General features: G+C 48.0%; 17 protein-coding genes. 15 read left to right on the forward strand and 2 right to left on the reverse strand.

Features of this window, described 5'->3' with window-relative positions; all coding sequences use genetic code 11:
- Positions 1 to 187 precede the first annotated feature (187 nt).
- The 11 genes from GQS10_RS17815 (at position 188) to GQS10_RS17865 (ending at position 13,354) form a co-directional block, all read left to right on the forward strand.
- Positions 188 to 1,261: an acyltransferase family protein gene (locus GQS10_RS17815; RefSeq protein ID WP_166244673.1), complete on the forward strand. Its 1,074-nt coding sequence runs from the start codon at positions 188 to 190 to the stop codon at positions 1,259 to 1,261.
- Between the two features lie 21 nt (positions 1,262 to 1,282).
- Positions 1,283 to 1,801 carry an NUDIX hydrolase gene (locus GQS10_RS17820; protein ID WP_166244675.1) on the forward strand — a complete coding sequence of 173 codons (519 nt, stop codon included), beginning with the start codon at positions 1,283 to 1,285 and terminating at the stop codon, positions 1,799 to 1,801.
- A gap of 225 nt (positions 1,802 to 2,026) precedes the next feature.
- Positions 2,027 to 3,838 carry a sensor histidine kinase gene (locus GQS10_RS17825; RefSeq protein WP_166244677.1) on the forward strand — a complete coding sequence of 604 codons (1,812 nt, stop codon included), beginning with the start codon at positions 2,027 to 2,029 and terminating at the stop codon, positions 3,836 to 3,838.
- A complete protein-coding gene (locus GQS10_RS17830; protein ID WP_166244679.1) occupies positions 3,801 to 4,598 on the forward strand; it encodes a response regulator in 798 nt (265 codons plus the stop codon). The genes GQS10_RS17825 and GQS10_RS17830 overlap by 38 nt, the downstream gene beginning before the upstream one ends.
- 100 nt (positions 4,599 to 4,698) lie before the next feature.
- Positions 4,699 to 6,039, forward strand: coding sequence for an extracellular solute-binding protein (locus GQS10_RS17835; RefSeq protein ID WP_166244681.1), 1,341 nt, complete (start codon positions 4,699 to 4,701; stop codon positions 6,037 to 6,039).
- A gap of 155 nt (positions 6,040 to 6,194) precedes the next feature.
- On the forward strand, positions 6,195 to 7,076 hold the full coding sequence (locus GQS10_RS17840) for a carbohydrate ABC transporter permease (RefSeq protein WP_166244683.1): 882 nt from the start codon (positions 6,195 to 6,197) through the stop codon (positions 7,074 to 7,076).
- A 21-nt stretch (positions 7,077 to 7,097) separates the two neighbouring features.
- The gene (locus tag GQS10_RS17845) at positions 7,098 to 7,979 is read left to right on the forward strand and encodes a carbohydrate ABC transporter permease (RefSeq protein ID WP_166244685.1); all 882 of its coding nucleotides are present in this window, start codon (positions 7,098 to 7,100) and stop codon (positions 7,977 to 7,979) included.
- A gap of 54 nt (positions 7,980 to 8,033) precedes the next feature.
- The gene (locus tag GQS10_RS17850) at positions 8,034 to 10,148 is read left to right on the forward strand and encodes a glycoside hydrolase family 52 protein (RefSeq protein ID WP_166244687.1); all 2,115 of its coding nucleotides are present in this window, start codon (positions 8,034 to 8,036) and stop codon (positions 10,146 to 10,148) included.
- A gap of 153 nt (positions 10,149 to 10,301) precedes the next feature.
- The gene (locus GQS10_RS17855; RefSeq protein ID WP_166244689.1) at positions 10,302 to 10,739 is read left to right on the forward strand and encodes a DUF6376 family protein; all 438 of its coding nucleotides are present in this window, start codon (positions 10,302 to 10,304) and stop codon (positions 10,737 to 10,739) included.
- Positions 10,740 to 10,767: 28 nt separating this feature from the next.
- On the forward strand, positions 10,768 to 11,991 hold the full coding sequence (locus GQS10_RS17860; RefSeq protein WP_166244691.1) for an MFS transporter: 1,224 nt from the start codon (positions 10,768 to 10,770) through the stop codon (positions 11,989 to 11,991).
- A 118-nt stretch (positions 11,992 to 12,109) separates the two neighbouring features.
- Positions 12,110 to 13,354 (forward strand): hypothetical protein, encoded by a 1,245-nt coding sequence (locus tag GQS10_RS17865; protein WP_166244693.1) that lies wholly within the window; start codon positions 12,110 to 12,112, stop codon positions 13,352 to 13,354.
- A gap of 74 nt (positions 13,355 to 13,428) precedes the next feature.
- On the opposite strand, the gene GQS10_RS17870 is transcribed toward GQS10_RS17865, so the two are convergent.
- Complete coding sequence (locus GQS10_RS17870; protein ID WP_166244695.1) at positions 13,429 to 14,160, reverse strand: C40 family peptidase; 732 nt, start codon at positions 14,158 to 14,160, stop codon at positions 13,429 to 13,431.
- A 166-nt stretch (positions 14,161 to 14,326) separates the two neighbouring features.
- Between GQS10_RS17870 and GQS10_RS17875 the strand changes: the two genes are divergently transcribed.
- From GQS10_RS17875 to GQS10_RS17885, 3 genes are all read left to right on the forward strand, one after another.
- The gene (locus tag GQS10_RS17875; protein WP_166244697.1) at positions 14,327 to 15,145 is read left to right on the forward strand and encodes a CAP domain-containing protein; all 819 of its coding nucleotides are present in this window, start codon (positions 14,327 to 14,329) and stop codon (positions 15,143 to 15,145) included.
- 246 nt (positions 15,146 to 15,391) lie between these two features.
- The gene (locus tag GQS10_RS17880) at positions 15,392 to 16,096 is read left to right on the forward strand and encodes an ATP-binding cassette domain-containing protein (RefSeq protein ID WP_166244699.1); all 705 of its coding nucleotides are present in this window, start codon (positions 15,392 to 15,394) and stop codon (positions 16,094 to 16,096) included.
- A 1-nt stretch (position 16,097) separates the two neighbouring features.
- Complete coding sequence (locus GQS10_RS17885) at positions 16,098 to 18,428, forward strand: ABC transporter permease (RefSeq protein WP_166244762.1); 2,331 nt, start codon at positions 16,098 to 16,100, stop codon at positions 18,426 to 18,428.
- A gap of 91 nt (positions 18,429 to 18,519) precedes the next feature.
- Here the strand turns inward: GQS10_RS17885 and GQS10_RS17890 are convergent, their stop codons facing one another.
- Positions 18,520 to 19,425 (reverse strand): phosphatidylinositol-specific phospholipase C, encoded by a 906-nt coding sequence (locus GQS10_RS17890; RefSeq protein ID WP_166244701.1) that lies wholly within the window; start codon positions 19,423 to 19,425, stop codon positions 18,520 to 18,522.
- A gap of 516 nt (positions 19,426 to 19,941) precedes the next feature.
- Between GQS10_RS17890 and GQS10_RS17895 the strand changes: the two genes are divergently transcribed.
- Positions 19,942 to 21,033 carry an ABC transporter substrate-binding protein gene (locus GQS10_RS17895; protein ID WP_243735245.1) on the forward strand — a complete coding sequence of 364 codons (1,092 nt, stop codon included), beginning with the start codon at positions 19,942 to 19,944 and terminating at the stop codon, positions 21,031 to 21,033.
- Position 21,034: the final 1 nt, after the last annotated feature.

A 21,034-nucleotide genomic window follows, 5' to 3' on the forward strand; every position in this document is an offset into this window, starting at 1 on the left:
GCTGAGGATACTTTCGTATAATCAGGTTATCCAGAGACTTCTGGATAGCCTTTTTTATGTCCTTTTCGCAGCCATCGTTCAGGCATAATGCATGCTCACGTTGATATTTATGCGTACATGGGGTACTTTGGATAAAATAGGGAGAGTTTAATTCGCTTGAGTTGCACAAGGGAAGGAATGGAATTCATTGGGTACAAGAGACCAGAGCCTAGATATTTACCGTGGGCTTATTATGATTTACATTGTCGGGGTCATCCACGTTATCTTTTGGCTGCAGCCGTTTGCAATCACTGTTGAATATTTTCTTCTATTTGAGATGGCCGTTATATTTTTCGTTACCGGGGCGAGTCACACGATGAGCCGTCCCAAGTCGCTGCTATCCCTCTATATAACACGCTTCAGCAGAATATTAATTCCTTATTTGATCTTTAGTGTCATTTGCTTGCTGATGCTCTTCGTAAACGGAGCTCTGAAAAACGAACTGCCCGCAGGTTATTCCAAAACCGCGCTTATACTGGAGTGGCTGAACCCCTTCGGCAAGCGCCCTGCCAATATTGCCTATATTAACTGGCATGGCTGGTTCGTTCCCGTTTATTTGGTCGTCACGCTGTTAATCCCCCACGCCTATAAGCTTTTTGAAAAGATGAAGGGGCTGCTTAAGGCTGTGCCGCTGCTTCTGTTAGCCGGGCTCGTATATTGGACAGACCTTCATGGACCGTGGGTGGGGAAGATTGCGTATATCAAGTATGCCTCCTATTATTTGTTTTGGGTGTACCTCGGTTTTTTCTATCCGATCTTGAAACAAGCTTCGGCTGCCAAATGGGTGCTGCTGTCTTTCTCAGGGGTTTCTTTGTACGCCGTTTATTGGTTATCAGCAGCGGGCCAATACCCTCTCGATATGCAGCTTAATAAATTTCCGCCTAATTTCATGTTTTTGATGTTTTGTCTTGGGGCCTTCGGAGTGGCGTCACTAGGCAAACCGCTATATTTGGCCCTTTATAAAGTTCGCTTGTTCAAGCGGATCATCGATCAATATTCAAATTACAGCCTTACGATTTATTTGTATCATCCGCTGGCCTTTTTGCTGATCGGGTTCCTTTTCCGGGAAGTCGAAGCCCTTAGGGTACTCACGGACAATCCATACGTTTTGACGCTGAGCTATTCGATATTGGCAGTCGCCTTCGTTTACGTTCTGCCTTACTTGTTCGGCCGTTTCGAAAGAATTAAAATACCAGGTTCTTTTGCCGGCAGAAAAAAATAGACAAAAGAAAGAGGGGCAAGTATGCAGTTAATCGCGAAGCTAACGCATCCGGCAGCCGAAGGGGTGCAGGGGAGAACCTTTGAACGGAGATCCGCAAGAGGAGTCATTTTAGACGGAGACAACATTCTGCTTCTTTATACGAAACGTTATAACGATTATAGTTTTCCGGGTGGAGGAGTGGAGCCAAACGAGGACCTTATCGAGGGACTGAAACGGGAGCTGGAGGAGGAAACTGGAGCGAAGGAGATCCAGGTTCTGCAGGAGTTCGGGTATATCGACGAATATCGGCCTCACCATAAGCCGGACTATGAGCTCATTCATATGCTTTCATATTATTATGTTTGCAGAATCAAGGCGGATTTCGCGAATGCGGCGCTGGAGGATTATGAGGTGGCCAACGGGATGAGTGCGGTGTGGATCAATATTCACGAAGCGCTTCGCCATAATCAAGAAGTGATGCGGAAACAGGAAGCGAGTATGGGGTTTTCAATTCTAAGAGAGACGTTGGTGCTTGAACGTATCGTGGAACAATTATTGTAAGTGATCATGAAAATTGCTCAGCTAAGCCGCCGGTGAATCACCGCCGGTTTTTTTGTTTTTATAAATTTTATTAAGCTTCAAGGTGAAAGAAGGAGTTTCATCTTTTTTTTCGGTATCATTCCATTCGAAATCATTTCTAGTTGACGGAAAAACGCAGGGCGATTATAGTGGTGTGGCATTTATGTAATCGTTTTTATTTCCAAAAGGCGAGGTGGAGGGCATCCTATGTGGAACAAAATTCTCCAGTGGAACACGCTGCGCAATCAAATTTTGTTTGGGTTTGTGGCTGTGATGATGGTTGTTTTGCTGAGCGTCGGGGTGGTCACCTTCAGCTCCGTCTCGAATTTGCTGAAAGATAAAGCGGAGAAGCAGATGAGGCAAACGGCGGTGCAAGCCAACGGGCGGCTGGAAGCCCTGCTCAATCAGATCGAAACGTTAACGACACAAGCGGTTAACGACTCCTATCTGCAGCAGCTGCTGCTATCCATTGCGAACGGAAACCCGGAAAGCTTTAATCAACGCCAAGCGCTGCTGCAGCTTGCGAATAATATCCAAGCTTATTCACATGGGGTGAGCAGTGTGGAGCTGTTTACGAGTGATTTTAGGCGGCTTTTTCCTCTCGATGAGCAGCGCCTGACGGATCGGCTGGAACGGGAATGGATTGACGTGGCTGACCGGGAAAAGGGAAGGCTGGTGTGGATCGGGATCGATCCCAAAGACCCGGATTCGGTGCTGGCGATTCGGCGGATCAATCTGGTCGACCGCTGGTTTAACAATGGCGGCTACTTGCTTGTCCGTTTGAATCCATCGTACTTTAATCTTCAATCTCCGCTAGCCTCGAGTGCGGACCATCCGGAGATGATGCTGCTGGTGGACCGCGATTCCAATCCTATCTTAACCGGGGATGGCCATGCTTATCATTTGGACGAGCTGCTGCATGCGGAATCTCAAACGGTAACGCTGGGAGAGCAGCAGTATGTTGTCGTTAGGCAGGCATCCGAGCGGACGGGCTGGACACTCATGATTTTGTATCCGGTAAGCGCTATCACCGACGGCATAACGGTGCTCCGCTCGGCGGTGCTTGCTTCGGGCGGCTTGGGGATGCTGCTGTCGTTTATATTAACGTTTTTGCTTTCTACGATGATCACGCGGCCGATACTGCGGCTGATGCGAGCGATGCGGAATACAAGGCAGGGCGTCCTCACGCCGAATCCGCATCCGTCCTTTACAGCGGAGCTGAATGATCTGAATACGACCTACAACCAGATGGTTGATCATATGAACGGTCTCATTAAACAAGTGTACGAAGAAGAGGTTTTGCGAAGCCGGTCGGAAATGCAGGCCCTGCAGGCGCAAATCAATCCTCATTTTTTATACAACACTTTGGAGGCTCTTTACTGGTCGCTGCAGGTGCGTGACCAGGAGGAGCTGGCGGAGCTCGTAATCGCGATGTCCGAGCTGTTCCGGTACGTCATAAGCCGGCCGGGCAAAGAGGAGGAATGGGTCGCTCTCGGCAAGGAGCTTGAGCATATTGAGCGCTATTTGCGAATCATGAGCGTGCGGTTCGGCAAACGGCTTTCGTGGTCGATTCACGCGCCGGATGAATACCGGATGATCGGTATCCCTAAGCTTTTGATCCAGCCGCTTGTTGAAAATGCGATCCTTCATGGAGTCGAAGGCAAAATGGGGGGCGGTACGATTGAAATTCGCATTGAACCGGTAACCGAAGAGGGGGCGGGGAACTGCCTGCGGGTGCGGGTACGGGATAATGGACCGGGGATGACTCCGGAAAAGCTTCAAGCGCTTCAAGCTTGCTTGGAACATAAAAGTGCAGCCGAGTCTGCCAAAGGCACCGGCATGGGAATTACGAATGTACATCGGCGGGTGCAGCTATCTTACCCTTCCTTGGCGGAGCAGGCTTCGGGTTTACGCATAGAGAGCCGCGCCGGTGAAGGCACGATGGTGAGTTTCCATATCGCGGTTACAGAGGAGGATACGTATGCTGGGGACAGGAAAAACGATTCTAATCGTGGATGACGAGCCGTTAACACGCAGCGGCATTCACAAGACGCTGGAGACATGGTCAGCAGGAAAATACAAGATATTATCGACCGATAACGGGGCCGAAGCGCTTGAGATCATCCGCAGCCAGGTCATAAACCTGCTGATAACCGATATCCGAATGCCCGAAATTACCGGACTTCAGCTGGTTGAATCGATGCAGAAGAGGGGGCAGAAGCCGGTAGTGATCGTCATTTCCGGGCACGCCGACTTTCATTATGCCCAATCGGCGCTCCAGCTGGGTGTCGTGAATTATTTGGTGAAGCCGATCCAAAAGCGAAAGCTACTGGAAGCAGTGGAAGGGGCGCTGCAGATTGAAGAGGAGTGGGAGCGTGTAGAGACGCTCGAGAGAATGGCCGATCCGCAGCTTCTTCAGGCGAAGCTGGAATCCCAGCAATACAGCGAGCCGGTGCAGCAGGCCGTGCGTTATGTTGAGCAGCATTTGCAGGAGCCGCTGGGCATGCGTGAGGTAGCCATGCACATTCATCTGAATCCAAGCTATTTCAGTGCTCTGTTTAAGGAGCAGACGGGATTCACCTTCAGTGAGTATGTTACGCGTAGCCGCCTGCAGCGGGCCAAGGAGCTGCTGCTTCAGACAAGGCTGCCGATCAGCGATATTGCGGAGCAGGTCGGGTATCAGACGCCGAAATATTTTATAAAGCTGTTTAAGGAATACGAGGGGAAAAGCCCGAGCCAGTTTCGCAAGGAGCTGAAGCAGGAGGACGACGAAATCTAAAAATTGTGGAACTTTACCCGATGGTCGTTACCTTATTTCCGATTGATGAAAGCGCTACAATAAAAACGGTTACAATAAAGCGCTTAGGGGGAATTAGAAAATGTCAAAAAAAGCGGTTACAACACTGCTTGCCCTAACATTGGGCATGGCTTCCGTATTGGCGGGCTGTGGCGGTAAGGAATCCGGTCAGACGGGCGGAGAAACTGGCGGTCAAACAGGCGGTGCCCAGCCGGCGCAGAAAACAACGATCAAGATGATGCATCTATGGCCGCAGGGCAGCTCGGCGACACAAAATAAAATCGTAAATGACATTATCAAGGAATACACCGCGGCAAATCCCGGTGTGACGGTGGAGCAAGAGGTATTGGAAAACGAGCAGTACAAAAACAAAATGAAGGTCCTCTCCACCTCGAATCAGCTTCCGGATGTCGGCTTTACGTGGGCAGCCGGTTACATGGAGCCTTATGTAAAAGGGGATATGTTTGCCCCGCTTGACGATTTGCTGCAGGGCGACCTCAAGGACAAGTTCGTGAAGGGTACAACGGATGCATACGCGTTTAGCGGAAAAACGTACTCGCTGCCGGTTGAGCTGAATATCGTTCCGGTTTATTACAACAAGGGTATTTTCGCGAAGTACAACCTGGAGGTACCGAAAACCTACGAGGAATTTAAAAATGTCGTGAAGACGCTGAGTGACAACAAGGTGACGGCGATTGCCCTCGGCAATAAGGACCGCTGGACCGGATCGCTCTGGTATATGTATCTGGCCGACCGGATCGGCGGACCGGAAACGCTGAAGAAAGCGATTGACCGCAGCGGCTCCTTTAATGATCCGAGCTTGATTAAAGCCGCTCAGGAAATCCAGTGGCTTGTCGACACGAACGCTTTTAACAAAGGCTTTAACGGTCTTTCGAATGATGAAGGAAAAGCGGAATTCATGAACGGCAAAGCTGCGATGTATATGATGGGCACGTGGGAGCTGCCGAACTATACGACGAATAAGGACGTTCCTCAGGACTTTAAGGACCAAATCGGATTCTTCAAGTTCCCGACAGTGGATGGCGGTAAAGGAAACATTGAAAGCTGGGTTGGCGGTCCGGGCGTAGGCTTGTTCGTTTCCAACAATTCGAAGGTAAAGGAAGAAGCGAAAAAATTCGTCAGCTTCTTTGTCCAGAAGTGGGGCGAGCATGCGATTACCGAAGCGGGTGTAATTCCTGCTACGAAGGTGGATACGTCCAAGGTACAGCTGCCAAAAATGTATATCGATTTGCTGAATGAGCTGAATAAGGCAAGCAACATTACGTTGTTCGCCGATGTGCAAATGAAGCCGGCTTCCGCAGAAGTGCATCTGAACATGATTCAAGCGCTGTACGGCAAAGCCGTCACTCCGGAGGACTTTGTTCAGAAGCATGAAGAGGCTCTAGCCAAAGACGCGAAGTAACCTGAAGCAAGCGGATTAGCGGCAAACCGCCGGCTGCAGTGGGCTGTGCGGGTGGTCGCAGAAACATAGGGGGAACGGGCATATCAACCAACGCGATATGTCCGTTTCTTATATCGGAGAATATTGGAATAGCGGAGAGAGGGGAGAGACTACCCATGGATAAAGTGATGTCCAACAAAGGGATTATCGCCTTATATGTACTGCCGGCTTTACTGCTTGTCCTGGCCCTGATCTATATGCCCATTGTGTTAACGGGTTATTACGGTCTCATGAAATGGGACGGGGTCAGTCCGATGACCTTTATCGGTCTTGAAAATTACAAAAATCTCATTCAGGACGAATTGTTCTGGAATAGCGTGAAGCATTCGTTTCTGTTAGCGGTCTTTTCGACGCTCAGCCTCGGTCTGTATTTGCTTGTCGCTCTCGTGCTTTCCGGGCAAATCCGCGGTGCAAATACGTTCCGTAAAATTTATTTGATTCCGATGCTGCTTTCGTCGGTAGCGATTGCACAATTATGGTTGAAAATTTTCCATCCGACAAACGGTGTGCTGAATCATACGCTATCGGCTCTGGGGTTTGAAAATACTCCCGCATGGCTGGCGGATCCTTCCATTGTGCTGTACGCCATTTTTATTCCGGTGCTTTGGCAGTATGCGGGCTTTTATATTTTGATTTATTATGCGGCTCTGAAAAATGTGCCTACCTCCCTGGTTGAGGCGGCGCGAATTGACGGTGCGGGGCCGTGGCGCATTGCATTTTCCATCCGAGTCCCTTTGATCATGGAGGTTATCAAGGTAACGATTGTCTTAGCGGTCGTCGGCTCCTTAAAGTATTTTGACCTCATCTATGTGATGACGGGTGGAGGACCGAACGGCGCCAGTGAGGTGATGGCCTCTTATATGTACCGTAAGGCCTTTAGCGGCTACGACTTCGGCTATGCAAGTGCAATCGGCTTTTTCCTGCTGCTGATTTGTTTGGTGGTGACCTGGCTCATTCGCAAAGCAACCGCAACGAAGGACAATATTCAATATTCGTAAATGGAAGGGAGGAGGCTGGGCATGGTAACGCAGCAAATTGGGAATAGAACGGCAGCGGGGGTTTCGAAGCAGAAGCAACCCGGGCGGCTTGGCTACGGCGTCTTGTACATCATACTGACGGCAGTTGCTTTGCTGCAGGTGCTGCCGATTGTTTGGCTCATGCTGTTTTCGCTTAAAAATAATCAAGAAATTTTTAATTTGGCGCCCTTTGCATTGCCGGAACAATTCCGTTGGGAAAATTACGCGAAGGTTTGGACCTCCGGGAATATTAGCCTTTACTTTTTTAATAGTGTATGGATGACGGCGGCTTCGGTGCTGCTGACCGTGCTGCTGGGCAGCTTTGTTACCTTCGCGGTGACGCGTATGCGCTGGAAGCTGCAGCCGCTGGTGCTGGGGCTGTTTATGATCGGGTTGATGATTCCGGTGCATTCCACGCTCATTCCGCTGTTCAGCTTGTTTAATAAGCTTCAGCTCATTAACCATCCGCTTTCCGTCATTCTGACTTACATTGCCTTCAATTTGCCGATTACGATGATGATTATGCTCGGTTTTTATTATACGCTTCCGCGCGAGGTCGAGGAGGCGGCGGTCATGGACGGCTGCTCGATAAACCGCATGTTTTTTAGCATCACGCTGCCGATCACGGCTTCGGTCATTTCTACAGCCGTGATCATCAATATGATTTACAACTGGAACGAGTTTATTTTTGTAAACACGTTTATCAGCTCTGACAGCTACAAGACCTTGACGGTTGGCATCCAAAACTTCATCGGCCAGTATACGACGGATTGGGGAGCCATCGGCGCCACGCTGATGATCAGCATCATTCCGATTCTTGCAGCGTTCCTGCTGCTCAGCAACCGGATCGTGGAAGGCATTGCCGCAGGCTCGGTCAAGGGATAAAAACCTGGGAGGCCAGAGCGCGCCTCGTATTATGCTTATAAAGGAGATGGAGTTATGCCAGCCAATCGTTTTTTTAACGCGCATCACGCTCCAATCGGAGCATTCAGCAGCTTTACGTTGGGCTTTCCCGGCAATGGGGGTGGGCTTGACCTCGAGCTGGGACGCTCGCCGAAGCAAAATGTATATATCGGCGTAGAGTCGAAGGATCAAGCGGGAATTTATGAAGCGCTGCCGTTCTTTGAATATGTCGAGGATGAGAGCAAGCGCTACGACATCGAGAATCCCGATCCGGAGCCCAACAAACCAAAGATCATCCTGCCTTTTGCCAAGGATGACGTTCAGCGTGACTTCCGGCTTGGCACGGACACATGGAAAGCCGGAGACGTTATCTTTACGATTTACTCCAAGGTACAAGGAGTACCCAATCCGGCTTCCGCATCCGATGAGGAGCTCAAGCTCGCGATTGTGCCTGCGGTGCTTGCCGAGCTAACGATCGATAATACGGGCGGTACTGCGAGCCGCCGGGCGTTCTTTGGCTATCAGGGCAGCGATCCTTACAGCTCGATGCGTCGGCTCGATGACACCAGCGAAGCGCTTAGCGGGGTAGGGCAAGGCCGTCTCACCGGCATTGCAGCTTCGAGCGGCGAGACGGCTTCGGCTCTGCATTTCAGCCTGGAAAACATACTGCTGACCCCGCTCAAGGAGAATTGGACCTTTGGCTTGGGCGCCGTCGGCGCGCTGGTGATGGATGTGCCTGCCGGAGAGTGCCGTACTTACCGCTTCGCGATCGGTTTCCACCGCTCGGGCTACGTGACGGCCGGCATGGACGCGTCGTATTACTACACGCGTTACTTCCGCAATATCGAAGAGGTACTGACGTATTCGCTTGAGCGATTCGATGAGATCAAAGCTCTGGCGGAGCAGTCCAATGCTCTCGTCGACGATTCCGGACTATCGGAAGACCAAAAATTTATGCTGGCTCATTCAATACGCAGCTACTACGGCTCTACTCAGCTGCTTGAAGCTGAGGGTAAGCCGTTCTGGATTGTTAATGAAGGCGAGTACCGCATGATGAACACGTTCGATTTAACCGTCGATCAGCTGTTTTATGAGCTGAAGGTGAACCCGTGGACGGTGAAAAACGAGCTGGATATGTTCGTTGAGCGGTACAGTTACGAGGATAAGGTCCGCTTCCCGGGAGATGAAACGGAATATCCAGGCGGACTAAGCTTCACGCATGATATGGGCGTAGCGAATACGCTGTCCCGCAAGCATTATTCTTCCTATGAGCTGTACGGCATCGACGGCTGCTTTTCGCATATGACTCATGAGCAGCTGGTCAACTGGATCCTGTGCGGAGCAGTGTATGTGACGCAGACGGGGGATCAGACTTGGCTTAAGTCGAACGTATCCATCTTTGAGCGCTGCTTCGAAAGCATGCTGAACCGCGATCATCCCGATCCGGCGCAGCGAAATGGCATCATGGGCTTGGACAGCAGCCGCGTCATGGGCGGAGCGGAAATCACCACCTACGACAGTCTGGATGTGTCCTTGGGACAGGCGCGCAACAATATTTATCTCGCGGGCAAATGCTGGGCTGCGTATGTAGCACTGGAAAAGCTGTTCCGCGGGCAGGGCCTTGACGCCTTAGCGGAGTCTGCCGGCGAGCAGGCCCGCAAATGCGCGAATACGATGGTCAGCCATGTGACGGAAGGCGGCTATATTCCAGCTGTCATCGGCGAGGGCAACGATTCGAAAATTATTCCGGCCATCGAGGGACTCGTATTCCCTTATTTCACCGATTGCCGTGAAGCGCTTGATCCGAATGGAGCTTATGCCGATTATATTGCCGCTCTTAAACGTCATTTGGATACGGTGCTGCAGGACGGAATCTGCTTGTTTGCGGATGGCGGCTGGAAAATCTCCTCAACCAGCAACAATTCCTGGCTGAGCAAAATTTATTTGTGCCAATTTATCGCTAGGCACATCCTTGGTCTGGAGTGGGATGAGCGCGGAGCTGCGGCGGATGCCGCACACGTCAAATGGCTCACGCACCCGACGCTTTCCATCTGGAGCTGGAGCGATCAGATTATTTCGGGTGAAATTGCGGGCAGCAAATACTATCCGCGCGGAGTAACCAGCATTCTTTGGCTGGAGGAACAGAAATAGAAAAATAGAGTGAAGGCCGCTGCGGCTTCGTGAAACGAGGAGGGATCGTTTCCGGGCTGCGGCGTTTTTTTGCTCCTCATGCATTTGGAACCTTAAATCCCGGCCTGCGTATTATAAACGTTATGATTAATGATGGAAGGAAGAGATAATGGAATGAAAAAAATGATGATCTTGTTGCTAATTCTTTCGTCCATGTCATTGAGTGCCTGTTCTTTTCTAGAAGGGGCCAACCAATCCTTACAATACGCAGAGCAGGCAAAGGAACATCTTAATAAATTGACGAATTTCGCAGAACAAGCACCGCAAATGATTGAAGAAGCTTTAACGAATCCCGAGGCGAAGCAGAAGCTTGAAGCTCAGTTGATACAGTTGAAAAAGGATATCGAACAGTTTAATTTGATTAACGCTCCTCAGATTGCAAAGGATCTGCATCAACAATTGGTAGATAAAAATAAAGAATTGCTGCAAGAGATCAATAATGTATTGGCAGATGGTCATTTAGCATTGGATCAACTGGAGAACTCACCCATCATTTCAACGATTAACGATATCACGAGCTTGATTAATCGAATTCAAAATTTAGGATTGTAAAATTTGAACGATAGTTGAGTGCACACGGATGAGTACAATTTTGTTATTAATCATTTATTTGGCCTTTATCAGCCTAGGCTTACCCGATTCCTTGCTCGGTGCATCCTGGCCTGTCATGCGGACGGACCTGGGAGCAGCAATGGGAACGGCGGGGTTGTTGTCGATGACGATTACCGTTGGCACGATTGCTTCCAGTTTAGTAAGCGGAGCCATTATTCGCCGGTTTGGTACGGGACGCGTTACCCTGGTTAGTTGCATCATGACCGCCGGCGCTCTACTAGGTTTTTCCTATGCGCCATCGATAATTTGGCTGATCGTGTGTGCCATCCCGCTCGGACTTGGCGGAGGAGCAGTGGATGCCGGGCTCAACCATTATGTAGCAGCCCGTTACAAAGCTCATCACATGAGTTGGCTCCATTGCTTTTGGGGTGTCGGAGCGACGGCTGGTCCGATCATTATGGCCGCGTTCTTGTCCGGAAACGCCTCATGGAGGGGCGGATATCTAGCCGTAGCCGGAATGCAGTTCGCGTTAGTTCTACTGCTTTTCGTCACACTTCCGCTGTGGGGGCGCGTCGATGGGAAACACAACGCTGGCTTAGGTGGAGAGCAAGCGGAGGCGCAACCATTGCGAGATGACGCAGGGGCGCGTAAACCGCAGCACGCGAAGGGTGTTAAATATGCCTTGGCATCGTTTTTATTCTACTGCGGGGTCGAAACAACGGTGGGCTTGTGGGGCAGTACTTATCTGGTAAGAATAAAAGGACTGCCCGCCGATGAAGCCGCATTCTGGGTTTCGATTTATTTTGCGGGAATAACGATCGGAAGATTGATCACCGGATTTGTCACATTCAAAATAGGCAATCAACCGTTGATCCGTGCTGGACAGATCACGGCGCTTGCCGGTGCGCTGCTTCTTCTGCTGCCGCTCCCGACCGGCTTCACACTCAGCGGATTGCTCATTACGGGACTGGGGCTAGCGCCGATTTTTCCTAGCATGCTGCATGAGACGCCTGTTCGTTTCGGCGAGGCGCACGCGCAGCGGATTATGGGCTATCAGATGGCCGTTGCCTATACAGGAAGTACGTTGATGCCTCCGCTGCTTGGGATGCTGGCGGGGTTCTCAAGTATAGGTATATTCCCGATCTACATCGTCATTATGGCTTCCGCCATGCTGCTGTTCTCGGAACGATTGAACCTCTTACTTAAGAGGAGGCATGAACGAGACGACACAATCCAATCAATCCTAAAATAAAAAGAAACAATGCAGCCGGGCAAAATGTTCGGCTGTTTTTATTTCCTTTTTGTAAATAGTAAAGTAATTTGCTGGAAATATTACTTCTGTGAGATCAATCTCCAGGAGAATATAACTTATGCCACATCAAAGGTTCCAGTCCTCTGACATAAAACCCCGCTATCCCAAAGGGAAGATATCCGTATTTGGGATTAACTCGGTATATCCCCGCATTCCTTGGGTTACAGCTTGGTGGTCGGCTGCTTTTCCAGGTTTTGGGCACATGTTTATTGGTAAATATCTGCATGGATTTATACTGATCATATGGGAAATTGTGGTCAACGGGAAATCCAGTTTAAATATGGGAATTGCGTTATCCTTTCTTGGCAGGTTCGATGAGGCAAAGGCTCACCTGAACCAGGATTGGGCTCTGCTTTATATTGCTGTATATGTATACAGTATTTGGGACAGCTATCGATGTGCAGTTGAGATTAAAAAAAGCCACATGTTGTCTGAAGTTGAAGACGCGCCGATCCCACCCTCCGACGTGAGCTTTTTTGATGTGGTCATCCTTGAGAAAAAAAATCCGTGGGTGGGGATGGCGTGGTCGGCATTATCCCCTGGCTTGGGGCAATTGTATGGCGGAAGTACGATTGTTGGAACTTTTGTTTTGGCATGGTGGATCTTTGTTTGTTATAAAGCCAATGCCGTTCGTGCTCTGCTTTATTCATTTATAGGGGATTTTAGCAGCGTGGCTGCAATTGTGGATTGGCAGTGGTTTCTTTTCTTGCCCTCTATGTATGTTTTTGCGATTTATCAGGCCTATGCAGCGGTAAATGAAAGTAATACGTTATACGATATTGAGCAAATACGATACCTAAGAGTGAGGGCTGAAAACTTGGGACATACAAACACAATCGAAAGCAATACAGTGCATATCATCGCTACGTTTGATCATTCGCCTTTTGTAGAGATGCTGCTTCATGATCTTGAAAAGCTGGGTGTGCCGTCACGGAATATCGTTGCACTGCCTATGGAGAATTTGGATGCAAAAATTCATATGATTGACTCGATTCATCGGGTTGATGGCAGAAGTGTTTTGGACGGGGCCATGATGGGCGGAAGTATCTTTGCGGTTTTAGGAGCTATCTACGGATTTGTATGGCAATGGGGACCGATCATTTGGGGGCTGATTGGCTTAGTAGGCGGGTTTTTGTTGGGATTAATAATTGAATTTGCTGTTAGTAAAAAGAAAATAAAAGGGTCTTCGAGCCGTAAAAGTGAGGTTATGGTAGAGGTGTCCTGTGATGCTTCACTGCAGAAGCAGCTGATTTCATTTCTTGAAATTCGGAAGGCAAATGGGTACGTGATTATGCCGCATTAGTGTACATATCGCCGATTAGAATGCCGAAGACGGAAGGTAGGGGGATTTAACCGTTTCAGCCCCCCCACACCATCTTACTTCTGCTCAAGCACGGAGCCGCCCATGAAAAATCTCCACTGCAGATGATTTCCAAAAACGTTGTCGATGCGAACGCCGCCAGTCCGGGCCGACGCGGTGTGAATCATTTTTCCATCCCCAAGGTACAAGCCGCAATGGGAGACCGCGTTAACCGATTTCGTAACATGCTCGTATTGATCGGGGTCAACGCCGATAAATGGAGTGAAAAATAGCAGATCGCCGCGACGTGCTTCGTTTAAATTGTAATAAAGCCGATTGGAATAAGCTTGCACGTACCGGGCTTGACTGCGTGAATCAAGCGGAAGATCCATGCCAATCCCGGATAAGAAGGCCCAGCGGGTAAAATCCGAGCAGTCGAATGAGGACGGATTGTCCCGCTCAGAACCGTATTGATACGGAGCGCCAATAAACTGTTTAGCTGTGGCGATGGCGTTTTCCGCATAGCTGCCGTTGATCGGGGGGACCGCCGGGTTAGGGAAGACCTGCTGCAGGGTCGAATGCGCAGTAAAGGGGCGAGCCGAGCGGTTATGAATATCCATCCTTCCCATTCCAAGATCGCCCTGCTTCAAAAGAACGTCCATGTTAGCAATTTGTGGATCGATAAGTCTGTTGTCGGTGCTGTTTTCCGTTTGAACCTGATTCCGGAGCTCATCTGTATGATCGCGCGCACAAGCTGTCATAACGAATACGATACTGATGACAATCACTGTCGCAAGCAGCTGTCTCATGGTGTGCATCCTCCTTATACGTCTTCCCTCAGGTTTTCCTCATTATTGCGTTTTCATTACGGGAAGCGGGCGTGCCATTTTGCAGCGTCCCATTATGTATAAACGGATCTGTTTTTTCAAATCATTTGACTGATAAGTAATGATTTCAATCCGTTAGGTGGTTTGTATGAAAACAAAAAAATGGATCCTTTTAACCGTATTGCTGCTCGCCGCCGGTTGTTCGAATGCTCCTGACACAAATCGTCAAGCGGCTCCCAACGAATCGAATGCGGGAGCGCAGGCCCAAAGTACGGGGTCAACCTTAACACAAGCGTCATCCATATCTACAGAAGATTTGAAAAAGTCGTCGATGCAAATGCAGCAGGCCTCAAATGAAGGTACCCATTGGTTTGATTGGTTTAACCTCGGTGATAGGTTCCAAAGTGCCCCACAGGAGCGGGTGGCTTATCCGAATCAGCCCCCGGTTCAAACAACGAATCCTCAGCAGGCTCCGGTTAAGAACACGAATCCGCAGCCGGCCCCGGTTCGAAACACGAATCCGCAGCCGGCCCCGGTTCGAAACACGAATCCGCAGCCGGCTCCAGTTCGAAACACGAATCCACAGCCGGCCGCGGATGCATCTCAATTTCCACAGCAGGTGTTGGATTTGGTGAACCAGGAAAGAGCGAAAGCAGGCTTGAGTTCCCTGAGTATGAATAGTGAGCTTTCGAGAATGGCCATGGATAAAGCGCAGGATATGTACAACAACAATTATTTCGATCACAACTCTCCGACCTATGGGTCCCCGTTCGATATGATGAATTCATACGGGATTAGGTATAACACGGCAGCGGAGAACATCGCCAAAGGCCAAAGAAGCGCGACCGAGGTCATGAACTCATGGATGAACAGTCAAGGTCACCGCGCGAACATCCTGAATGGCAGTTTTTCCGAAATCGGAGTTGCCTATTATAATGGCGAATGGGTTCAAGTTTTTATTGGGTAGAAAAAGCATTACAAAAGAAAGAGTACAAATCGTGGCGACCGAGAGTATAGCTCCGGTCGTTTTTTTGCGCAAAAGAAACAGCAATCTCTTCCCTGAATTTAAACTCGACCTTAGTCCAGCTTTTATTTGGTCTACAGGATGGTGTTCGTTTTCTCATGCCCTCGTATAATCAATGTGACTGCAGAAAATAAACAAATTTTGGAACTAGAGGGAATTCAACCATTACGATACGAGGAGAGGTAAGAGGTGAACACATTAATTGAATTCAAGAACGTAACGAAACAATACCAAATTGGAGAAGTGCCCATTAAGGCGCTTGATGGCGTTGATTTCTCCATATCGGAGGGGGAATTCGTTGTAATCTTAGGTGCAAGCGGCGCCGGAAAAAGTACGATTTTGAACATACTAGGCGGCATGGATACGGCGACCTCCGGTCAAGTGTATGTTGGCGGCCGGGACATAACACGTTTTAACGAAAAGCAATTCACCGCATATCGCGGCGAGAAGGTAGGCTTTGTTTTCCAATTTTATAACTTAATTCCGAATTTGAATGCGTTGGAAAACGTTGAATTTGCTACAGAAGTCTGTAAAAACCACTTGAATGCCAAGAAAATATTGCACAAGGTGGGATTAACGAACCGGATCAAAAATTTCCCTTCCCAGCTGTCAGGGGGAGAGCAGCAGCGGGTAGCCATAGCTAGAGCCGTTGCAAAAAATCCGCTGCTTTTACTTTGTGATGAACCGACAGGGGCGCTTGACTATGTGACAGGAAAGTCCGTCTTAAAGCTGCTCCAGGATGTAAACTTGGATACGAAAAAATGCGTCATCTTGGTCACTCATAATTCTGCGATTTCTCCTATGGCGGATAAAGTGATTAAGGTGAAAAGCGGAAAAATTGAAAGCGTAACGAGGAATGAGCGAAAGCAGAGTGTTGAAGGGATTGAATGGTGAGATGAAGCTATTCATAAAACTCATAAGGGATATCAGACATTCCATCGGTCAATTTGTCGCCTTTGTTCTTGTTATTGCAGTGGGCGCTTTTTTCTATGCGGGGCTCGTCACATACAGTGATAATCTAAGTGCGTACTCAGAGGATTACTTTAAAAAACATAATTTAAGTGACTTAACTGTGTATTACGATCAAATTTCTAAAAATGACGTGGCTGGTTTAGGTAAGATCGAAGGGATAAAGAAAATCGAAGGGCGTTATACTTTCGATGCTACGCATGCCTTTGGAAGTGGTAAGGCCTCCCTAAACATTCATTCGATCCCCGTACAAAATGACATCAATACGCCGACGATCATTGAGGGCAAGCTCCCCACAAAAAAGAATGAGATCATTCTAGATTCTCATTATGCAGCAGCACATCAGATTGACGTCGGTGATCAAATCCTTATCGGCATGGACGAACGGAACATTACGTTTACCGTCAGCGGATTAGCTGAGAATGTAGAGTATGTAAAAAAGAACGACATTCAAGACCATAAAAATGATGGCTTCGCCTATATGGCCGAAGAGACCATTCCTGAAATCGCAGGCGGCTTTTTCTATAATGAAACGATGATCGATGCGAAGGAAGGTTACAATATTGACAGCTTAGGAAAAAGCATAGAGGAACAATCCAAACAAAAGCAGCTTGCTTATGTAAGCCAAGTGAGTAAAGAACGGACATTCAGTTATTCGAAAATCAATGAAACCATTTATAATAACAAGCTGATGAGTAAAGTGATTCCTTTCGTTCTTTTTGTGATTGAAGCGATTATCTTATTTCTTGCTATGTCGCGAATGATTGATTCGCAAAGAAAGCAAGTAGGGATTATGAAAGCATTGGGTGTGAAAAATAGAGCCATCATGCTTCATTATATGGGGTACCCTGTGCTGGTGAGTATGATCGGCTCCATCCTAGGCTTTGTAATTGCCAATCTTGTGTTTGTACCTTTCGTAACGGCATCGAGTGCAAGGTCCTACTCGGTTCCGGACATTACCTTCTCTCTATCTGTCTATTCCGTCATTCCTCCTATGCTTTTCTCCAGTGCTTTTGGAATCCTATCCTGTTACGTAAGCGGCAGAGCCATCATAAGAGAAAATGCGGCTCAGGCTATGCGTCCCAAACCGCCCAAGTCGATGAAAAAGCTATTTATTGAAAGAGTTCCGGGGTTATGGAGTCGTCTGCCTTACAGCACCAAACTTATTTTGAGAAATATAGGGTTGAACAAGCAAAAAGCGTTGGCGAGTTCCGTTGGCGTAGTGGTTAGCGCCGTTTTATTGATCACTGCTTTTGGCACGCAGACGGCTTTGATCAAAGTAGCAGATCAAATTGAAGAGGTTCATCACTACGACTTAAGAGTAGATTATTCGATGGGAACAACAGCAGATCAGATGAAACTACCCACAGGCATGAAAAACAGTTATTTTTTAACGACGTATCCGATTGAATTCATCAAAGATGGACAAAAAGAAAATGCCGCTTTGGTTGTGACCGAAAAAGAAAACCATCTCATTCATTTTTTTGACGAGTATGGCAAGCGAATACCGTTGGAGAAACATGGTGTGCTGGTGCCCAAGTCTTACGCCGATAAGTATGATGTTGTAATAGGGGATACGATCCAAATCCAATTCACCGCACCGGAGCTTGAACAAAAAACGGCAGCAATGAAGGTGCTGCACATCTCGACTCAGTATTCGAATCCATCGTTCTATTGCACACCGGAGTATATAAAGAGCTTAGGCATCAACGAGAGTCCAACCTCGCTGGTAGTGGAAGCAAAATCCTCCGAAGACATACCAGGCCTCCGTCATTTCTTCGAACAAGATCATCGAGTAGATACCATTGCAGATAAGAATGACCTAAAGCGATCAGCAGAATATATTCTTAAACAAAATAGCTTTATTTTTATAATGTTCATCATTAGTGCCGTCATTCTCTCTTTTGGCGCCATCTATACGATCTCTTCCATAAACATGTACGAAAGGAATCGCGAGCTTGCGACACTTAAGGTGTTAGGCTATCCAAAACATAAAATAAACAGACTTATCTTTTCTGAAAACTTCATCTTAACCACATTTGCGGTCATCGTCGCTTTACCGATCAGCCTTTATGTTTTTGAGCTGATAACAAGCGTGTTGTCGAGCTCGCATCAACAAATCCCGGATCAACTCCATATATCCGTAATATCGGTGGCTATCATACTTGCATATGTGCTTACTCTATTATGTAACTTGCTGCTTCGAAACAAGGTAGCCAAAATTAATATGATCGAATCCTTAAAAAGTATAGAGTAACACAAGATATGAAATTTCATATGTCACGGCAGAAACACAGGAGATAGTGATTTGAATCACCGTCTCCTGCGTTCTTTTTTTACGAACCATATTAAAAGTTGGTTGCTATGATCTTCGAAGCATGCTCGCTCGTAATAAAGTCCATTGCAGAGATGCCAAAACGACCGCGCGTATTCACGGTAAAGAATTGGCTTACCTTCGGATTGATCTCATCCTTAATGGTGCGAATGTTAGGAATTCCGAACAAGCCTGGGCTATAGCCGCTGGTGTAGTTAATGTACAGCCAGGTAGGGTTCGCGGAATTGGCTTCGTTGTACATGTTCTGAATGTCGGTCCACTTTTTGTTCTTATCCGTCACTTTGTAATAATCTTGGATTTTAAGGCTTGCTGCGTTTTGGATAGTGAAAGTGGTATTTTCCTTCCATGCAGTAGCGTCGATGCCTTTGGGAAGCTGGGCAGCATCAAATCTGCGAAGAAGAACGATTTTTCCTCTGGCTTCGCCAAGGGTAGGGACCCGGTTCGACATGAACCATTTGCTCGGATTTTTGTTTACATACGAATTAAAGGTCTCTTCGTACGAACGTGTATTTTCCGCTGCAGTGTGTTCTTCTTTCACGCTCATAATGACAGTTTCCGTTGGATTCGCGTTCAGGAACGAAATTACCGCATTCAGTACGTCGTCAAAGTTCTGATTTTGATAAACTGCGCCATGGTGAATGGTGAAGGCGTTCTGGTAGTGTCTCGTGCGAATATCAAGATAGCGTACGCCGATAGACAGCTGCTGAGCGATCGTGAGGTCCTGATTTTTGGCTGTACCGTAAATCGACTCGTACAAGGCACCGGAATCATGTGTTCCGGGAATCGAAAGAGCGGTTAGAGAAGTGCTGTTGCTGAGCGAGCCCATCCAGTTATTGCTGTTGTATGCAGAGGAAGTGCCGGCGAAGGAAGTGACAAACATAGCAACGATAGCGACAAGCAAACAAGCTCTCTTAAACAATACAATCCCACCTGACGTGTAATTAGATTTATGTTGATCAAGCGGCGCCAGCTTGAAGAACATCCATATTCCAACAAATAGCCTCTCTCGTTTGGACTCTACCGAAAGATCATTTTTTTACTATCCATGGATGTTTATTTCTCTCTTGATGTCTAGAGTTCATTGGAGCTTAAATAGATAAAGGATGTGAAATTCTTAATTATCTTCCTTAAGATATAGACATCTTCACTTAAAAACTAACAACAAATTGTTAAAAGAGCATCAACTTGTTGTTTGTTTTTTGTTAATATTGGATAATTGGTATCCGGTTTACAAATAGAAGGGGCATTCGTTTGTTCTCTTTTCAACTTAAATTCAACGGGATTACAATTAGAGCTTCCATAGGATAGTTAACTTTGATTAGAAGCTTCTACTTTTTTTACAAAACCATGAACCTCGATTTACATAGTGTTAATAGACTAGGGTTACAATGTCCCTAGTTCATAGGACGAAACCTAGTAGACGGAGGAATATTTCATGCGCAATCAAAAATGGGTTCCCTTTTCAATGGCTTGTATTGTAGCGGTAATGCTTGGTGGCTGCGGCACATCGGAAACGACGGTCAGCCCGAAAGACGCACAAGGGACGGCAGGCGGCGCTAATGCAGCGCAAACGGAGAAGTCAAACGCTCCTGCGGATGCGAAAGCGAGCGTGAAAGGAACTTTATCGTTCTATACTTCGCAGCCGGAAGAGGATGCGACCAAGCTGGTAACCGCATTTAATAAGAAATACCCGGATGTAAAGGTAGAAACGTTCCGTTCTGGAACGGAGGAGGTCATTGCAAAGCTGCAGGCGGAGAAGCAGGCGGGCAGCGTGCAGGCCGACGTTCTTCTGGTAGCGGATTCGGTTACGTTTGAATCATTGAAGCAGCAGAAGCTGCTGCTTTCGTATAAATCGCCGGAATTGGCGAGCATCCCTGCAAACCTTGCCGATCCGGACGGAATGTACACCGGAACGAAGGTGATGGCTACAGTTCTTGCGGTGAATACACAGAAGGTAAAAGCACTCCCGGATTCTTGGAAGGTGTTGACGGAGGCGGAAAGCAAGGGAAAGAGCATTATGCCAAGCCCGCTTTATTCCGGTGCTGCAGCATATAATGTGGGCGTTATGACTCGCACGGACGGCTTCGGCTGGGACTTCTTCAAAGGTCTGAAATCCAATGAAATGTCTGTCGTAAAAGGAAACGGGGCTGTGCTCAAGGCGGTTGCTTCCGGTGAAAAATCATATGCAATGGTTGTCGACTTCCTTGTTCCGCGTGAAAAGGCGAAGGGTTCTCCGGTGGAGCTTGTGTATCCGAAGGAAGGCGTTCCGCTTATTACCGAGCCGGTAGGGATCTTGAACGGCACGGATAATGAGGCGGCGGCTAAAGCATTTGTAGACTATGTGCTGTCGGAAGAAGGCCAAAAGCTTGCTGCAGAGATTGGTTACACTCCGATCCGCAAAGGTGTTCAGCCTCCGCAAGGCTTGAAGTCGATCTCGGATATGAAGGTGCTTGAAGGGGATATTACGAAGCTTGTGGAAGCACGCGAGCAGGACAAGAAGCAGTTTACCGATGTGTTCGGCCAATAAT

The sequence above is a fragment of the Paenibacillus turpanensis genome (assembly GCF_011421635.1).
GTDB lineage: Bacteria > Bacillota > Bacilli > Paenibacillales > YIM-B00363 > Paenibacillus_AK > Paenibacillus_AK turpanensis.

Coding starts and splice junctions, on each gene's coding strand:
- GQS10_RS17820 (WP_166244675.1), top strand. CDS start 1,283: ATGCAGTTAATCGCGAAGCTAACGCATCCGGCAGCCGAAGGGGTGCAG.
- GQS10_RS17825 (WP_166244677.1), top strand. CDS start 2,027: ATGTGGAACAAAATTCTCCAGTGGAACACGCTGCGCAATCAAATTTTG.
- GQS10_RS17830 (WP_166244679.1), top strand. CDS start 3,801: ATGCTGGGGACAGGAAAAACGATTCTAATCGTGGATGACGAGCCGTTA.
- GQS10_RS17835 (WP_166244681.1), top strand. CDS start 4,699: ATGTCAAAAAAAGCGGTTACAACACTGCTTGCCCTAACATTGGGCATG.
- GQS10_RS17840 (WP_166244683.1), top strand. CDS start 6,195: ATGGATAAAGTGATGTCCAACAAAGGGATTATCGCCTTATATGTACTG.
- GQS10_RS17845 (WP_166244685.1), top strand. CDS start 7,098: ATGGTAACGCAGCAAATTGGGAATAGAACGGCAGCGGGGGTTTCGAAG.
- GQS10_RS17850 (WP_166244687.1), top strand. CDS start 8,034: ATGCCAGCCAATCGTTTTTTTAACGCGCATCACGCTCCAATCGGAGCA.
- GQS10_RS17855 (WP_166244689.1), top strand. CDS start 10,302: ATGAAAAAAATGATGATCTTGTTGCTAATTCTTTCGTCCATGTCATTG.
- GQS10_RS17860 (WP_166244691.1), top strand. CDS start 10,768: ATGAGTACAATTTTGTTATTAATCATTTATTTGGCCTTTATCAGCCTA.
- GQS10_RS17865 (WP_166244693.1), top strand. CDS start 12,110: ATGCCACATCAAAGGTTCCAGTCCTCTGACATAAAACCCCGCTATCCC.
- GQS10_RS17870 (WP_166244695.1), bottom strand. CDS start 14,160: ATGAGACAGCTGCTTGCGACAGTGATTGTCATCAGTATCGTATTCGTT.
- GQS10_RS17875 (WP_166244697.1), top strand. CDS start 14,327: ATGAAAACAAAAAAATGGATCCTTTTAACCGTATTGCTGCTCGCCGCC.
- GQS10_RS17885 (WP_166244762.1), top strand. CDS start 16,098: ATGAAGCTATTCATAAAACTCATAAGGGATATCAGACATTCCATCGGT.
- GQS10_RS17895 (WP_243735245.1), top strand. CDS start 19,942: ATGCGCAATCAAAAATGGGTTCCCTTTTCAATGGCTTGTATTGTAGCG.